The following is a 16,164-nucleotide window of genomic DNA, read 5'->3' as shown; positions in this document are numbered from 1 at the left end:
AAACATCTCCCAGAATGCCTGTATTTACTGGTCTTTCAGTTTCATAGAATATGATACAGTGAAATGGAGGAGTGAGAATATAATGAAAGAATTAAAAGGAAAAATAGAAGACTATACTCGGTTCGGACAAATTCTTCTCGCTGTAAGTACATTGTTAATGGTTGGCTTGTTGATTCCGAATGGAGCAAAAGAGACAATCCAATTTTTTGTTATGATGGGGAGCATCGTTATATTTTTAAGTTTATCGTTCTTTTTCTTTCAGCGTGTGAAAGTGATGCGTGACCAGCTAGAGGAAAATGAATGTGAATAATATTGTTAACTAGAGCGCGGCGAAAAGAAAAAATCTTTTTGTCACGCTTTTTGTTTTTTGTAGAAAAATGTATGCGTTTCGTGTTGACAATGATAATCCTTATCAATTAAAGTAGAATAGTAGTTAATGATTATCATTATCAATTAGAGGTGAAGGAATGAAAAAATCTATTACGCTATTTACAGCGATTTTATCTATTTTTTTCTTGTTAATAGGTTGCAGTGCCAAAGGGGACGAAAAAGCGTCTGCAACCAAAACAGAAAAAGGAAAAGAGAAAATCGAAATTACCGACCTATCAGGAAGAAAGGTAACATTCGATAAAGTGCCAGAAAGTTTTGCAACATTAAGTATGGGGGACATGGATATTATTCATGCTTTAGGTGGAAAAATAGTAGGTCGCCCGGATACGAAATTAACTCTTCCAGAGGAGTTAAAGAAAGCACAAGTAATTGGGAATGCACATCAACCGAATTTTGAGCAAATTGCTAGTTTAAAGCCCGATGTACTTGTTGCTAACAATGGATTCCAAAAGAATGTGCCAACGGTTGAAGGACAAGGAACGCAAGTTATCATTTCTTCTGCGAATTCTGTACAAGATATTCAAAAGAATATTGAATTATATGGAACGGTAATGAAGAAAGAAGATAAAGCAAAAGAAATTAATCAAAAAATGAATGATCAAATGAAGAAATATGAGAAAAAGAGCGATGTGAAAGCATTGCTAGTGTATGGCGCACCAGGTACTTATTTAGCGGCATTACCAACATCTTTATCAGGTGATATTTTAGAAAAAACAGGCGGAAAAAATATTGCTTCTGATTTTCCAGAAACGAAAGAATATCCGCAATATGCACAGCTAAGTGTAGAACGTATTATTGAGGCGAATCCAGATGTGATTTATTTAATTACACACGGAGATCCAAAAAGTGTGAAAAAAGCATTCGAAGGTGAAATGATGAAAAATGAAGCGTGGAAAAATTTAGAGGCAGTAAAACAAAACCGCGTAGTTATTTTGCCACCTGATTTATTTGGATCTAATCCTGGTACAAAAGTTACAGAAGCAATGGACTTTATGTATAAAAGTATACAAGATGTAAGGAAATGATACGTATGGAAAGTAGTGAAGTAGTAAGAGAAAAGGAACATCCTTTTGCGAAAAAAAGATGGATAATAGCAGTTACTTTAGTTATATTAACAATCCTAGGTCTCTTGTACGGTCTTTTCGCAGGAAGTTTATCCTTTTCTATACGAGATATTTTAACAGGTATACAAGAGGAAGGTTCGACAGTTCATCGAATTGTATGGGATCTTCGCATACCGAGAGTGCTTATTGGGTTTATAGTAGGAACATGTTTAGCTGCATCTGGTACACTGCTACAAGGGGTTATGAGAAACCCTCTTGCAGATCCTGGTATTATCGGAGTTTCATCTGGAGCAGGCTTTGTAGCAATTGTCATCATGATTTTATTCCCACAGCATCTAGCTTTTTTACCACTAGGGGCGTTTTTAGGAGCTTTCATAACAGCGATGGTTATTTATGCTTTATCATGGCAAAAAGGGGCACCACCTTCAAGGATCGTCTTAGTAGGGGTGTCGATCAATGCATTAATTGGTGCAGCAACGTCAGCATTAATGTTATTACATAGTGACAAAGTACAATCGGTGTTACCGTGGTTAGCGGGCGGTATTGGTGGTGTAAGTTGGGCACATTTAAACATGATTATTTATTATGCAATAGTCGCCATTATATTAGCTTTCTTTGGTATTAAGCATATTCGAGTGTTAATGCTTGGAGATGAAATGGCAAAGTTATTAGGACATAATGTGGAAAAAAGTCGGTTTTATTTAATCGTAGTAAGTACATTATTAGCTGGAATTGCAGTAAGTGTGTCTGGTCTTATTGGATTTGTCGGTCTTGTCGTACCACATATGCTACGTTTATTAGTTGGAAATGATTATAGATATTTGCTACCTTTATCATGCCTTGGCGGCGGGGTATTACTTGTTTTTGCGGATGCAATAGCTCGAAGTTGGTTTGACCCAATCGAATTGCCTGTTGGTATTTTACTGTCCTTCTTAGGTGGTCCGTTCTTCTTATATTTAATTCATAGAGGAGGAAAACAAAGTGATTTCCGTTAACAAAGTGTTTTACGCACACTCTGAAAGATTTCAAATGCAAAATATGAATGTACATATTAAGGTTGGAGAAATCGTTAGTTTAATTGGTCCGAATGGATCGGGAAAATCTACTTTGCTTCGTTTAATAGCAAGGCTACTGAAACAAAGCGAAGGGGACATCATTTTAGATGGGAAAAATATTCATATGATGAAGAGTGCTGATGTAGCGAAGCAATTAGCAATGTTACCACAAATGCATGATCATCAATTAGACTTAACAGTGAAAGAACTAATTGAGTTCGGAAGAGGTCCACATAAATCATGGAGTAGCCGCTTAAATAAAGAAGATGAAGAAATTGTTGATTGGGCATTGTCTGTTACAAATCTTGAAGGGTATGAATATCGTCTTTTACATTCTTTATCAGGAGGGGAACGGCAACGTGCTTGGATTGCGATGACGCTAGCGCAACGTACAAATGTCTTATTATTGGATGAACCAACAACCTTTTTAGATATCGTTCACCAGTTGGAAGTAATGGAACTTGTGAAACGATTAAATGAGGAGTTTGGAATGACAATTATAATGGTTTTACATGACATTAACCAAGCTGCTCAATATAGTGATCGTTTACTTGTATTAAAGCGAGGAAAGATTCAGTATGATGGTATACCAGAAGAAGTACTATGCCATGAAATGTTTCAACATGTATTTGGCATAGATGTAGATATTTTTCAGGGAAGTGACAAGCCTTTTTTTACACCGAAACGAATTTCTAAAAGGGGAGAAGAGCGATGCAAACAGAAGAGCGTATTACCACTGAATTAGTAAGAGAATTTGTTATGGCAGCTCACGGGGATTTAGAGAAAGTACAAGAGCTATTGGTTGAATCACCAAGCTTACTTCACGCCTCTTATAATTGGGGTGGATCAGATTGGGAAAGTGCGTTAGGCGCATCGGCACATGTAGGTCGTAAAGATATTGCTCTTTATTTACTAGAAAAGGGTGCTCGGATGGATATTTTTGCAGCAGCTATGCTTGGTGAATTAGAAGTTGTACAAGCTATTTTAGTAGCTCAACCAGAAGCATTGCGTGCATCTGGCCCTCATGGTATTTCTCTTCTTCAACATGCACGAATGGGTGGAGAGAAATCTAAGCGTGTATATGATTATTTAGCAATACTATCTTAATGAACGAAGGAAGTTCTTATGTGCGGTAAACTTTTCACTTGAAACAATTGGAAAGTTTACCGCCCGTTAGAACGGGATAAGTATCTAGTATATTTGAAAATCCTACACCCCCCTCAATTGTAGTTTTCTTTATGCTAGTTATGATATGGATGCAGTGGACAATATTTGTCTACTGCTTTTTTTAGTTATTTAGAATGAATATTCTGTATTTTATCGTTGGTTCATTTATCCCGCTATTTTCCAGGCAGTAAGACTCTCGCCTAAAAATTCAGTTAAAGAAAAGAAGTTAGACGGGAGATCCACTGCCCGTAAACGTCGGATTGGTAAAGGCTAATAATCATTGGGGTGAACAAAATTCCCCACTGATTAAAGTTTCACTTTATAATAAATAGTAACATACCGTATACATACAAAACATGATCGTGAAATGAAGAATAAATTAGTGGAAAGGAGTGCCAGCATGTTTCATACAGAACGTTTACAAATTCGCAAATATACAATGGATGATTTACAGTTCTACGCTTCACTATGGGGGAACGAGAAGGTAATGCGTTATATTGGAAATGGGACATTAAAAACATATATGCAGTGTAAAAAAAGTCTGGAGGAATGGGTGATTCCTAGCTATAAAAACGGTCTCGGTTTATTTGTATTGATTGAAAAGGAAACGGGAACAAGAATTGGTCATGCAGGGCTGGTAAAGCAGAAAATAGATGGAAAAGAGGAAATTGAAATTGGTTATTGGTTACTTCCTCAGTATTGGGGAAAAGGGTATGCAAAAGAAGCGGCGGCAGCATTTCGTGACTATGGTTTCCAAGCATTACGAATGAATAAATTAATTTCTCTTATTAATCCGAATCATCCCGCCTCAATATTTGTTGCTAGAAAAACTGGGCTCAGCTACGAGAAAACAACGTCATTTCATGGAATCGATGCTCTAGTTTATTCTATTAAGCGTGTTGGATGAAAAAATTACTTTTTTAAAGGTAAATTGCATTTTTTGAAGAATGGTATATGAAAATAAAGGGAGGGGTTACATGTACATTTATCATAATGGACTTATTATTCGTGAGGGAACGAGTAGTGTACCAGCATATGCAATTAAAGCTTTATTTGAAGATGCCGGTTGGAGTAATGATAATATCCCTTCTTGGCAAATTGAAAAATTTACGATAGCATTCGAAAATTCAACATGGGCTTTCACAATTTGGGATGAGGAAGAGATGATTGCGATGGTTAGAGTCATTTCTGATGGAATTATGATTGCGAACATAGTAAATTTAGTTGTGAAGTGTGAATATAGAGGGAAGGGATTAGGTAAGAAGCTTGTAGCTCTTTGCCTGCAAAAACTTCCCCACGGTGATTGGTTTGCGCATACATCAGCGAACAATTTTGATTTTTATAGAAGCTGTGGATTTGAAGTTAGAGAGCTATCGAGAAATGGAACATGTGCGTATTATGGATATCAAGTCGCAAAAAGAGATGGTCACCGATAAATGAATGGAAAGTAAAAAAGTATAGCGAGGTAATTTTGAGACTTTTGATAATAGAGAATGGATTGAGGCTCGTTTTATGATAAAATAAAAGAAAATTCTGTTTATTATTAGGGGGATAAAAATGAGTGTAAAAGCTGGGGATGTATTTAAATATGAAAGAAGATTTACTGAGGAAGAAGTTTTTGAATTTGCAAATATTACAGGTGATAAAGGTAGACACCATGTGGAATACGATGAAAATGGAAGATTAATGGTTCATGGTTTATTGACTGCTAGCATTGGGACGAAAGTGGGAGAAGAGTTACATTACATAGCAAGAGAATTAGTAAGTGAGTTTATTAGACCAGTTTTCACAGGAGATACGATCACTTGTGAACTAACTTTAACAAATGTTGAGCAAATGGAAGGCTATAAAAAAGTTTCAATCGAGTCAGTTTATCGCAATCAGCATGAGAAGACTGTACTAGTTGGGACAAGTTATGGAATTATAAGGGGATAAAAAGAAGCCTGTTTAACAGGCTTCTTTTTTATTATTTAGTAAACACGTTTTCGATTTTCTGCATAACTAGAGATGAGTAATAATGCAGTTTCTTCTCCTATATTACGAACAATATGAGGAACGCATGCATTCCATGAGAAAGAATCACCTTCTTCTACAATTGCAATATCTTCACCGTGCTGAACTTCTAATTTTCCGCGTAATACAAGGTGACATTCTTCCCCTTCATGGGCATTTGGTGAATTTTCTTTCGGGAATCCAGTAGGGATTTCTACTAAAGATAGGCGAAGGCCCCCTTGCTCCGCAACATGTTCAATTCTTTGCTCATCTTTGCCGTATACACTGTATTTCCGTTCTTCTTTTTTGACAATTTTTAATCGATCTTTTTGCTCTAACAATAAATAGGGAAGGGGAACGTTTAAAAAATTGGAGATCGTTTCTAAAGTTGAGATAGATGGTGATGTTTTATTATTTTCAACCTGACTCATAAATCCTTTAGAAAGACCTGTTCCCTCACAAATTTGTGCGATTGTTATGCCCCTACGTTGACGAATTTCACGTATTGCAGAACCAATATTCATAAAATCAAGCTCCTTTTTGTAAACAACTATTTGTATCATAGCAAAAAAAATATATTTTTTCCCAGTGAAAATGAATTGACGAATAAAAAAAATTAGTGTATGTTTTGTAATGTAAATAAAAGTTTTGTATAAGGAAACTATAAAGGAGAGAATGAAATGAATCAACATATTGGTAACTTAATTATTCGTATCGTGTTAGGGGTAACATTCTTCATGCACGGTTTAACAAAATTCCAATCAGGAATTGACAATATTGCAGGATGGTTTACAAGTATTGGTTTACCAGGAGGACTTGCATACGGTGTAGCAACGTTTGAATTAGTTGGAGGTCTATTATTAATTCTAGGTTTAGGTGTAAGATATATTGGATTATTATTTGCACTTGTTATGGTTGGAGCAATCGTAAAAGTGAAATGGTCAGCTGGTTTATTGGGAGATGGAAAAAATCCTGGTTTCGAATTAGAACTTGCATTATTAGCAATGGGTGCATACTTATTTGTTGCAAAAGCTGATGGCTTTGTAGATAATTTCTTAAAAGAAAAAATGTCAAAGAAGAACTAATTTAAATGGGGGGGCTAACAAGATGAGTTTTCAACTTCATCCCGATACAACACTTGATGTTGTTCATTTATACGTATCTAATGTAAAGAAATCACTAGAGTTTTATACGGAAGTACTAAGTATGAAGGTGCTAAGAGAAGAAGAAGCAGTCGTTACATTTGGGAATGAAAATGATGAACCACTTCTTATCATTGAAGAAAAGAAAGAAGCTTTTCCGAAGCAAAGAGGAAGAACAGGGTTATATCATTACGCAATTTTATTACCAAGTAGACAGGATTTAGCGAATGTTCTTCGTCATCTTGTAGAGATGGTATATCCACTACATGGCGGAGCCGATCATTACTTTAGTGAAGCTCTTTATTTAGCTGATCCAGATGGAAACGGGATTGAAATTTATCATGATCGACAAAAAGAAGTTTGGCGTGATGAGAATGGAGAACTCCCATTTGTTAGTAACCCGTTAGCTGGTGAAGAATTATTACAGCAAGGAAGTACATGGAATGGCTTTCCAGCTGGTACTGTGATGGGGCATATTCATTTTCATGTAGCTGATTTAGAGGAAGCGAAACGTTTCTATGTTGATGGTCTTGGTTTTGAAGTAACGATCCCAGCTCGTAATGGAGCGTTGTTCGTATCAGCAGGTGGTTATCATCATCATATCGGTTTAAATACGTGGCAAGGTGAAGGGGTACCACCGCAAATGCCAGGTTCTGTTGGTTTAAAATATTTCACAATTGTACTAGCGGATGAAAAACAAAAAGAGCAAGTATGTGAAAGCTTAAAAAATATTGGCAAGATTGCTACGTACAAAGATGGAATATTACAAGTCGAGGATCCATTTGGACATTGTATCCATTTCAAAATAAAAGGAGAAGCCTAAAAAGGCTTCTCTTTTTTATTTTCTTATAATTGCATTTTCGTTTTGTAAAAATAGTTCGTCAAATTGTTTTGCAAGCTCAAAATCTAGTTTCGTTAAACCTTTTGCATTCCAAGATGACAAAGTAATAATAACTGCTTTATACTGGATAAGGATAAATGGATGGTGATTATGTTCTTCTGATAGTTTGGCGGCTTCAGAGACAAATTCGACTCCTTTTAAGTAGTCGGAAAACATATATTTTCGTTCAATCCATTTCTCATCTTTTACCATCCATTTATCTACCTTCAATAATTCCTCGTGAACTTCTTCTTCAGTTAATCTTAGCATCATTTTTCACATCCTTTACTGGAAGTAACGCAAGACCATTGTTAATAAGGCGTGTTACAGCTTCGTCAGTTGTGAAAGTAGAAAGTTGATGTAGTAATGCTGCAGATGTTTCATGCCCTTTGTTATGCTCTAAAAGTAACTCTAATACTTCAAGGCGCAGCAACCATTCTTTCGCATAAAATTTATTTAACACTTCTTGAATTGCTACTAATTGATCGATATGCGCTTCGTGTAAAATCCCCTCACTTCGAATATCTCGAACTGTTTGATACATACGTTCAAGTTCATTCAGTACAAGTGGAGCAGGAATTTCTTGAACTTCTTCATCCATTGGGAAAAATGCTGCTGCATCTGCGGCACCTGGGAATACTGAAGTGATTTGTGAGCCAACAGCCATATCAAATGCGCCCCATGAAGCATCAAATAAAACGCGGGCGTTATAAGTAACTGTGCAATCGATAAAGGAAATAAGAGCAATTTTCTTATCGTTTTTTACAATATCTGTTACTGTTCCTTTTACATGAATACCACTTGCAAAAGTAAACTCAGCGATAGTTCCAATTGTAATTCCTAATGATTGTAGTTGTTCGTCTGTACAATTTTCTAATGCAATATTTTCAGTGAGTAATCCAATTGGTGTTCCAAATCCGTCACTGTGTACAGAAGTAGAATGATTCGCTAACTGTTTATTATGAAGTGCTAATGCCGTTGGCGAATTTGTTCGCATGTAAATTAATTCACCTGCATCGTTTTCAATTGTCTCGCTAAATGTACCTGTAATTTGTAATCCGCTATTTAGCTCAGCTGTTGCATAGTTCTCAGAGCGAATTGCTTTTTCTAAACCTTCTTTTCCACCTGTTTTAAAGGCCATTGTTTTAGAAAATGTTTCAAGCGCATCTGTTAATTCTTCAAAGGACTTGCAAACGAATAGTTGTGGTTGCATTTTTGTTACGTCATAAGTTGTCCCTGTACATGCTTCGATAGAAAATGGAACTTTTTCTACAGCGTCTGTTAAGCAATGTTTGCTTTCGCCAACAGAAGAAAGGAGACCAGCACCATATATTTTTGGATCATCTATATTTCCAATCAATCCATATTCTACTGTCCACCAGAAAAGACGTGAAATTTGTTCAGCTTCTGATAAACCAGAAACTAAGTTTTGTTTTTCAATTACAGCATTTTCAGCAGCCTTAACTTCATCAGGAGTAGAAGTAGGGCTTTCTTTTACTATCGTTAATGTACGAACAGCTTCAAATGCATCATGTTCTTCTTTTGTAGAGAAAGCTTTTGCACCAATTTGCCCAAAACGTTTCACATATTTTGCATATGTAGGATCAAGTAAAATCGGTGCGTGTCCTGCGGCTTCGTGTACGATATCTGGCGCTGGTGTGTACTCGATATTTTCTACTTTCCGAATATCTGTTGCGATCGGTAGTAATCCGTGTCCTTGGAAATCGAAGAATGCTACGCCGGGAATAAGTCCGTCAATCGTTACAGCACCCCAGCCACTTGGTGCCAAACACTCATTCATTTCTTCTACTTTTGGAATTGAATCTATATTAATACCAGATGATTGTAGTCCGTTCACATAGGCTGGATGAGCAACGTCTTTTAAGAAGCTATGATTTTGTCTCATAATATAACGCCACACAGCGTGATTCACCGGTGTGTATTGATCATAATGTTGTGTGGATACGAATGGTTTTAAATGTGATGGAATTTCTGTTTTCTTTGTCATTTAGACATCCTCCTTTTTTTCAATAAAATTGAATATCGATTTCGTATAGCTTGTATCACCTCCTTTCATTTTTGTAAGCGCTTATAAAATTTTATCATAAGATTCGGAATTATTTAACATCTGTTTCTGTGAGAAATAGAAAAAGCCCCTATCGGAAAGTCCGATAGGGGCGAAAGAATCGCGGTACCACCCTATTTGTAAGTGAAAATATACTTACATCTCAATTAATGATAACGGAAAAATTCCGTCTTTTCCTTCATGCATAAAAGCACTACGAAAAAGAAGCTCCAGAATTGTAATTCATACTTATATATGTGCTAATTTCCACCGACCATTAGCTCTCTGTAACAGGGATATAAGATACTACTGCGATTCTTTCAACGCGTATATATGAAATTGTGTAAGAGGATGGACGCAAAAAAGTCCCTATCGGAAAATCCGATAGGGACGATAAAAATCGCGGTACCACCCTATTTGTAAACAACTAATTGTTTACCACTCACTTTACGATAACGGAAAGATCCGTCTTTCTCTTCATGCATAAAAAGCATTACGGGAAAGAAGCTCCAGAATTGTAATTCACGCTTGTATATGTACTGATTCGCACCAACCATCAGTTCTCTGAGACAGTGATATAAGTCGCTACTAGTATTCCTTCAAAGCCGATATATAATTCGTTCAACTAAACTATGTTTTGTATTATAAAACTATATTAAAAAAATTGTCAACAAAATTTTTTTATCCCGTGTTAATGAGCAGTAAAATTCCTACCTCAAAATTCGGTTGGAGTAAAGAAGTGAGAGGGGAGATTAACTGCCCGTAACTCCCGATTGGTGAAGGCTAATAATCAGTGGGGATGAACGAAATCTCCACTGATTAGAGTTTCACTTTATTTCACTTCTAAATTAACAGTTAAATTAGAGGTATTGCCAGCTGCATCAGTTGCTACAATGTGAATAGTATTTTTTCCTTCTTGTAATTGAGTACGATCGAAATAAATGTCATAGCTTTTCTCCCAAGGGTTCAGGAATGCCTGGTCCCATACACCATTTCCGTTAATTTCATATTGCATTCTCACTGGAATACCAGGTGCTATCCAACCAGATTCTGACATCCAATCTAGTAGAATATCATCAACTTTTCCTTTAATTACGAGATTTTCTTGGTCAACTTCGTATGTTAACTTAGGTGCAGTTCGATCAAGAAATACAGCAGCTGTTTGTTTTGTTTCTCCGCCAGAATTAGAAGCAACTGCTTCGATTTGATATAGCCCGTCAGCTAAAGGAGTGCCATCGGCTTTTGTACCATTCCATTTGAAAGGTTTGTATCCAGGAGTTGCATTTTTAGCTTGATGGATAATCCCTTGATACGTTACACGTTCTTTCGTAACTAAATTTGCATGCAATGTGACATCATCCACAGGCGCAACTAAATAGTAGTTGATGAGATTATCATCTAGTACGTGGTCGCCATTTGGGCTAAAAGTAGAATTAATAATTTCAAGTCCATCGATACGTTTATAATCTTTAGGATCGATACTAAATGTGAATGGAATTCGAATTTCTTCTTTTGCCCCTTGTTCTTTTACATATACATTTCCAGTATACACACCTTGTGGTAGTGAGCTATCTACATTGATAGTAAATGGTTTTTCGGTACTACTATTTGGTTGTATGCTAATCGATGAAGGGACAGAAGCTCTTACTTTTGTGTTTGTGTTTGCATCTAGTAATTCCACACGAGTTGAAAAACTTTTCTTTTTACTAGAAAGGTTTTGTAATGTAACATTTTGCGTCAGTTTTACTTTTCCGCTATTTGGCTTAATAAGACCAAAGCTGACATTGTTAGGTTTTACTAATACATTTGTTTGAGCTGCTTTCGGAATGTTAATTAAACCTGATCCTTGTGCCATAACAGGGTATGTATTTTCATTGACATCATGTAATGTTTTGGCATTGTTAGCAAGAGCCGCTTTCAATTGTTCTGTCGTCCAATCAGGATGCATTTGACGCAAGAGGGCAACCGCTCCAGCTACTTGCGGAGCAGCCATACTTGTTCCGTTATGCGATTCATAGCCGCCTCGCGGTACTGTACTAGTAATTTGTACTCCAGGTGCAACAACATCAGGCTTTATTAGCCAACTTCCTTGTGATGGTCCTCTTGAACTAAAGTTACCGATAAGTTCTGTTTGCTTTGGTTGTCCAATTTTTATATTTTTCTTTCGTTTTGTAATTAAAGTTTTTAATTCTTCCCCATTTGTATTTGATAATTCCATTACTGGGACAGCTAGATGTTCACGTGAAAAATATTCCGGCATCATATTAATTTCTTTTTCGCTAGAGATTAATAACACACCAAGTGCCCCAGCTTGCTTCGCTTGTTCTGCTTTTACTAATGTACTAGAAGTACCTTGTAAAATAAGTGCGAATTTCCCTTTCACATCTTGTTTTGCATAATCACTTGGATTGCCATAACCAACGTATACAAGAGGGGAATCATTTCCTATTGGAAAATCGGATTTTGATAACGGTAACCCTTGATATGTTTTGCTGGAACCAGCTACTTGGAATGTTGGAAACGGGATAGAAACCGTAGATGCTCCAACAGAAATGACACTACTTGCGTTACCGGGAGCATCAACAGACCAAGGTTTTGGTCCGTCATTTCCATTTGAAACGACAGTAGTAACACCAAGTTTCGCTGCTCGTTCTAACGTTAATGTTACAGGCTGATCAGGTACATTTAAATCCTGCCCAAGGGAGAGGTTTAACACATCCGTACCATCTTGAATCGCTCGCTCAATCCCTTGGATAATATCATCTGTTGTACCAGTTCCACCGTCATTCATTACACGATAGGCTAGAATAGAAGCGTTTGGAGCAACGCCTTTAATTTTTCCGTTACCAGCAATAATTCCAGCTACATGAGTACCATGTACGTTACCATCCATTGGATCGCTATCTTCATCAACCGTGTCATATCCACCGATATAATTTGCCTTTAAGTCAGGGTGTGTATAGTCTACGCCAGAGTCGATAATGGCTACTTTCATGCCTTTTCCATCAAGCGGTTTGCCAGATGGATCTTTTAAATTCCACGCTTCAGGTGCACCAATTGTCGGTCCACCGATATTTGGTGCTTCTTCGTTAGTAGTACTTTTTGATGTTTCATGCAATTTATATGTTAAGTTCGGATAGACTGCTTTTACTTCAGGTAAAGAGGCAAGAGAGGTAATTTGATTTCCAGGAACTGAAATAGAGAATCCGGAAAATAACGTATTATACACTTCTTTAATTTTTGCACCAGGTGCTTTTTCTTTTATTTTCTTAGTCGTATCTTCTTGTGCTTTTTTGAGCTCAGCATGATAAGACTGCGCATTACTATTTTGTAAATCTGGAGCATGCTGAATATTACTTTGAGCAGCGAGAGGTGCATGTTGCAATTCTACAATTACTGATATTTCTTTTGTTGTTTTCGTTTCAACATTTTGAGCAATTTTATGTTCTCCCCACTGTTCAATCGTTGTTTTTAATTGTGGACTAAATTGCTTCTCCTTTTGTAGTGATTCAGCATGAGCGCTTAAAGCTCCAAAACTAGAAAAGACAAGCGCCATGCTTAATAGTGTAGATGTAGTTTTTTTCATTGATACTCCCCCTAATAAAAAGTGCTAATATTCAGAAATGTAATCTTACATTTTAGTTAGAACTTATACATATAAATGTTTGCTAAACTATACTTTCGACACAATTCATACCAATCCTCTATGAATTGAAAATTTCTTGGGGAATTTTTTCTGATTATGTCGAATCGATATTTTTCACATATTGTAGGAAGAAAGTGAGGAATGCTATGAGGGAAATGGAGTGATGGTATGAAAAGGCTAATAGTAAGTGGTAGTGTAGTGTTGTTTATGTTTTTATGTTCTATCGCTATTACTAGCGCAGAAAATAATAGTGTGAAAGTTGCTTTTATTCGTCATCATAACCTTTGGATTAAAGTTGATGGGAAAGAAAAACAACTTACAAAAGGAGAGAACATAACAGGGCCAAAGTGGTCACATGATGGAGAATGGCTGGCATATGTAAAAGGGGAGAAACAAAATATTCTTGAGTTATATCGGCTGAAAGATGGAAAGAAAGTTACGCCGTTTCACTCAGAAGCATCGAATTATCAATGGTCACCAATAGAAAATATAATTGCATTTATATTTACAGGTACATTACATACATTTGATGTAGAAAAAAAGAATGCAGATTTTGAAAATGTATCGGCTGGTGTAGGGGATTATGCATGGTACCCCGATGGAAAGAACTTTCTTGTATCCTCTGAAGCGCACTTACTTCCAACAGGATGGACAGGGGCTCAGCTATATGAAGTGCAAAAAGATGCACATATGAATCCTCACAAAATGAAGCATTTGTATGCATTGCCAAATGAACACGATGATTTCCTAGCGCTAGTAGCAAGTGGCTTTAAGTGGTCACCAGATCAAAAGTGGATTTCATTTTTAGCAGTACCGACAGCTTCATGGTCAGCTGATAGTAATACGCTTTGCTTAGTTCGAGCAGATGGTAGTCGGTTTGAAAAGGTAGATCAAATGTTATTAAACACACAATGGTTCAAATGGGCGCCAGCCAACAATATATTGGCCTATATTGAAGGAAGCGGGAGAGTTGCATTAGAGAATAAACATTTGAAAGTAAAAGAATTGCCAGCACTTCAGCAGAACACATTTACACCGAAAGGATATGTCGATTGGGATTTTACATGGAAGAATGATAACGTAATTATCGTTTCACGAGCAAAAGAGGCGGGAATAGAAACTCCACCAGAAAAAAGACCACTACCATCTTTATATGAGATCGATAGTACAAGTGACGAACAACATCGAATCACAAAGCTACCTCATAGGCAAGGAGATTATCATCCGCTCTTCATGAATAAGAGTAATCAATTAATATGGATACGTTCAGACCGTAAGAAAGCGGATGTATGGCTTGCTCATAAGGATGGAAAGCATGAAATGAAGTGGATTGAAAATATAGATGTACCAGAATGGTATTATGAGAAATGGAATTGGGGAAATGTTATCTCGGTAAAAGAAGAATAAAAAACTACCTAAAAGATTGTTTTAGGCAGTTTTTTACTGTTATTTATGTGTTTTATTTGGCTTTTTTTTCGCTGGGTTTCCGTTCCCTTGGCGCTTTCTATTTTGTTCATCTTTTGCTTGTTTTTCATGTAGTGTATCTAAAAATTCATTCGAGTTACTCATGTTTATATCTCTCCTTTCATTTTGTCATGATTACTATAACCATTTAGGAGGATAATCATGAGTTAGAAGTTAGGCACTTAATTTTCTTCGATAATGTAAGTAAAATATTCCATACATAACAAATAGCATGAGTAAAACTTGTAACTCTACATTTTCTTTTAAAATAGCTGCGATAGTGTCTGGTAAGTACGGTGATTTATCGTTTGTGCTTAAACCTAACCATTTATTTAAGAGGCTAATGGTACAAAACATAAAAACACCGGACCAGCTTGCCGTAATTGCTTTTTGCTTAATTTTTGTTTCACGTTCATCATCTGTAATCCAAGGATTAGCAGTTTTATCACTACTAAAGAAGCCGTTTATATATCCCCATACAATCATTCCAATAAAGACAATTATCCATTTCATATATGTAATTCTCCTTTCTGTGTAAAAAGTTTTTTACATATAATATTGTAATATTTTACAAAGTTTCATGTCAAATGTTTTTTACATATTGGTTTTCATATAGCAGGAATAAAGTATGAGATAGGGAAGAAATATGTAAGAGGATTTCATAATGAGAGGAGGAAGGGGATGAAAATTGTCTTTGTTCGGCACGGGGAAGGAGAACATACAAGGGATTTGCCATCAAGTTTAAAAGTGCTTCATCCGCCATTGACGGATGAAGGAAGGAATCAGGCTAAATTACTTCAATGCAATGTGCCATTACAAGAGGCGGATATATTAATTGCTAGTCCTACACTTAGAACTTTGCAAACGGCGACAATATGGAGTGCGAAAGTTGCTTGTCAAAAAATCGTTCATCCATATGTATCTCCGCGTATTTTTCCTTATCGAGAAGAAGCGAGAACATTACCGTGCGATTATATAGTAGATCAGGGAATGATAACAAAGTTATTTCCGCATTTTTCGATAGAGAAAAGCTCAAATAATCAGTTATGGAAGGAAGGTATAAACACTATTTCAGAGAATAGTTTTCAGCAAATAGTAGATAAATTTCTTCTTTGGTGTTATGAACTGGGTGCGGAAAGAATTTGCATTGTATCTCACGATGGAACAATTACAGCATATAGGCAATATTTACAGAAAGTCGTTTTAACTAGATCAGATTTTTTGAAAGAAACGGGCATATATGAAATGGATTTATCCCATAAAATTCTGATTGATAAGGGCTGATTATAGGATGGGGGT

The 16,164-nt window shown here is 36.4% G+C and carries 18 protein-coding genes and 2 other annotated features; of the genes, 12 read left to right on the top strand and 6 right to left on the bottom strand.

Features of this window, described 5'->3' with window-relative positions; translation table 11 throughout:
• Positions 1–82: 82 nt before the first annotated feature.
• From DN401_RS10415 to DN401_RS10375, 8 genes are all read left to right on the top strand, one after another.
• Positions 83–310, top strand: coding sequence for a YrhC family protein (locus DN401_RS10415; RefSeq protein WP_000661263.1), 228 nt, complete (start codon positions 83–85; stop codon positions 308–310).
• A 157-nt stretch (positions 311–467) separates the two neighbouring features.
• On the top strand, positions 468–1,415 hold the full coding sequence (locus tag DN401_RS10405; RefSeq protein WP_000748457.1) for an ABC transporter substrate-binding protein: 948 nt from the start codon (positions 468–470) through the stop codon (positions 1,413–1,415).
• 5 nt (positions 1,416–1,420) lie between these two features.
• Positions 1,421–2,449 (top strand): FecCD family ABC transporter permease, encoded by a 1,029-nt coding sequence (locus DN401_RS10400; protein ID WP_002204710.1) that lies wholly within the window; start codon positions 1,421–1,423, stop codon positions 2,447–2,449.
• Positions 2,436–3,254 (top strand): ABC transporter ATP-binding protein, encoded by an 819-nt coding sequence (locus DN401_RS10395; RefSeq protein ID WP_000626552.1) that lies wholly within the window; start codon positions 2,436–2,438, stop codon positions 3,252–3,254. Before DN401_RS10400 ends, DN401_RS10395 begins: the two co-directional genes overlap by 14 nt.
• Positions 3,221–3,616 (top strand): ankyrin repeat domain-containing protein, encoded by a 396-nt coding sequence (locus tag DN401_RS10390; RefSeq protein WP_001192766.1) that lies wholly within the window; start codon positions 3,221–3,223, stop codon positions 3,614–3,616. Before DN401_RS10395 ends, DN401_RS10390 begins: the two co-directional genes overlap by 34 nt.
• Before the next feature lie 427 nt (positions 3,617–4,043).
• Positions 4,044–4,583: a GNAT family N-acetyltransferase gene (locus DN401_RS10385; protein ID WP_004408018.1), complete on the top strand. Its 540-nt coding sequence runs from the start codon at positions 4,044–4,046 to the stop codon at positions 4,581–4,583.
• 70 nt (positions 4,584–4,653) lie between these two features.
• Positions 4,654–5,112 carry a GNAT family N-acetyltransferase gene (locus DN401_RS10380; RefSeq protein WP_000276126.1) on the top strand — a complete coding sequence of 153 codons (459 nt, stop codon included), beginning with the start codon at positions 4,654–4,656 and terminating at the stop codon, positions 5,110–5,112.
• A 121-nt stretch (positions 5,113–5,233) separates the two neighbouring features.
• Complete coding sequence (locus DN401_RS10375) at positions 5,234–5,611, top strand: hotdog family protein (RefSeq protein WP_000111564.1); 378 nt, start codon at positions 5,234–5,236, stop codon at positions 5,609–5,611.
• A 35-nt stretch (positions 5,612–5,646) separates the two neighbouring features.
• On the opposite strand, the gene DN401_RS10370 is transcribed toward DN401_RS10375, so the two are convergent.
• The gene (locus DN401_RS10370) at positions 5,647–6,192 is read right to left on the bottom strand and encodes a helix-turn-helix domain-containing protein (RefSeq protein ID WP_001020693.1); all 546 of its coding nucleotides are present in this window, start codon (positions 6,190–6,192) and stop codon (positions 5,647–5,649) included.
• A 156-nt stretch (positions 6,193–6,348) separates the two neighbouring features.
• Here DN401_RS10370 and DN401_RS10365 point away from each other — a divergent pair, with 156 nt between their 5' ends.
• Together DN401_RS10365 and DN401_RS10360 are read left to right on the top strand one after the other, a co-directional pair.
• Positions 6,349–6,753 (top strand): DoxX family protein, encoded by a 405-nt coding sequence (locus DN401_RS10365; RefSeq protein ID WP_001071553.1) that lies wholly within the window; start codon positions 6,349–6,351, stop codon positions 6,751–6,753.
• Positions 6,754–6,775: 22 nt separating this feature from the next.
• Positions 6,776–7,633, top strand: coding sequence for a VOC family protein (locus DN401_RS10360; RefSeq protein WP_000009847.1), 858 nt, complete (start codon positions 6,776–6,778; stop codon positions 7,631–7,633).
• Between the two features lie 15 nt (positions 7,634–7,648).
• On the opposite strand, the gene DN401_RS10355 is transcribed toward DN401_RS10360, so the two are convergent.
• From DN401_RS10355 to DN401_RS10345, 3 genes are all read right to left on the bottom strand, one after another.
• Entirely contained in the window at positions 7,649–7,963 is a 315-nt protein-coding gene (locus DN401_RS10355) for a 4a-hydroxytetrahydrobiopterin dehydratase (RefSeq protein ID WP_000979538.1), read from the bottom strand.
• The gene (locus DN401_RS10350) at positions 7,944–9,698 is read right to left on the bottom strand and encodes an aromatic amino acid hydroxylase (RefSeq protein ID WP_000163213.1); all 1,755 of its coding nucleotides are present in this window, start codon (positions 9,696–9,698) and stop codon (positions 7,944–7,946) included. The genes DN401_RS10355 and DN401_RS10350 overlap by 20 nt, the downstream gene beginning before the upstream one ends.
• Positions 9,699–9,860: 162 nt before the next feature.
• Positions 9,861–10,088: a binding site (T-box leader), on the bottom strand.
• Between the two features lie 50 nt (positions 10,089–10,138).
• Positions 10,139–10,367 (bottom strand) — a binding site (T-box leader).
• Positions 10,368–10,587: 220 nt separating this feature from the next.
• Complete coding sequence (locus DN401_RS10345) at positions 10,588–13,341, bottom strand: S8 family peptidase (RefSeq protein ID WP_149287668.1); 2,754 nt, start codon at positions 13,339–13,341, stop codon at positions 10,588–10,590.
• 228 nt (positions 13,342–13,569) lie between these two features.
• Between DN401_RS10345 and DN401_RS10340 the strand changes: the two genes are divergently transcribed.
• A complete protein-coding gene (locus DN401_RS10340) occupies positions 13,570–14,808 on the top strand; it encodes a TolB family protein (protein WP_000825714.1) in 1,239 nt (412 codons plus the stop codon).
• Positions 14,809–14,847: 39 nt separating this feature from the next.
• Here DN401_RS10340 and DN401_RS10335 read toward each other — a convergent pair whose 3' ends face one another.
• Positions 14,848–14,970 carry a DUF4023 domain-containing protein gene (locus tag DN401_RS10335; RefSeq protein ID WP_000071866.1) on the bottom strand — a complete coding sequence of 41 codons (123 nt, stop codon included), beginning with the start codon at positions 14,968–14,970 and terminating at the stop codon, positions 14,848–14,850.
• Positions 14,971–15,039: 69 nt separating this feature from the next.
• Positions 15,040–15,378 carry a hypothetical protein gene (locus DN401_RS10330; protein ID WP_000871150.1) on the bottom strand — a complete coding sequence of 113 codons (339 nt, stop codon included), beginning with the start codon at positions 15,376–15,378 and terminating at the stop codon, positions 15,040–15,042.
• A 168-nt stretch (positions 15,379–15,546) separates the two neighbouring features.
• On the opposite strand from DN401_RS10330, the gene DN401_RS10325 reads away from it, so the two are divergent.
• Complete coding sequence (locus DN401_RS10325; protein WP_000706238.1) at positions 15,547–16,149, top strand: histidine phosphatase family protein; 603 nt, start codon at positions 15,547–15,549, stop codon at positions 16,147–16,149.
• The last annotated feature ends 15 nt before the right edge of the window (positions 16,150–16,164 follow it).

The organism is Bacillus sp. BF2-3, from assembly GCF_008368795.1.
GTDB classification, from domain to species: Bacteria; Bacillota; Bacilli; order Bacillales; family Bacillaceae_G; genus Bacillus_A; species Bacillus_A cereus.
Note: the sequence above shows the minus strand (reverse complement) of the source record. Positions and strands in the feature narration are given on the sequence as shown.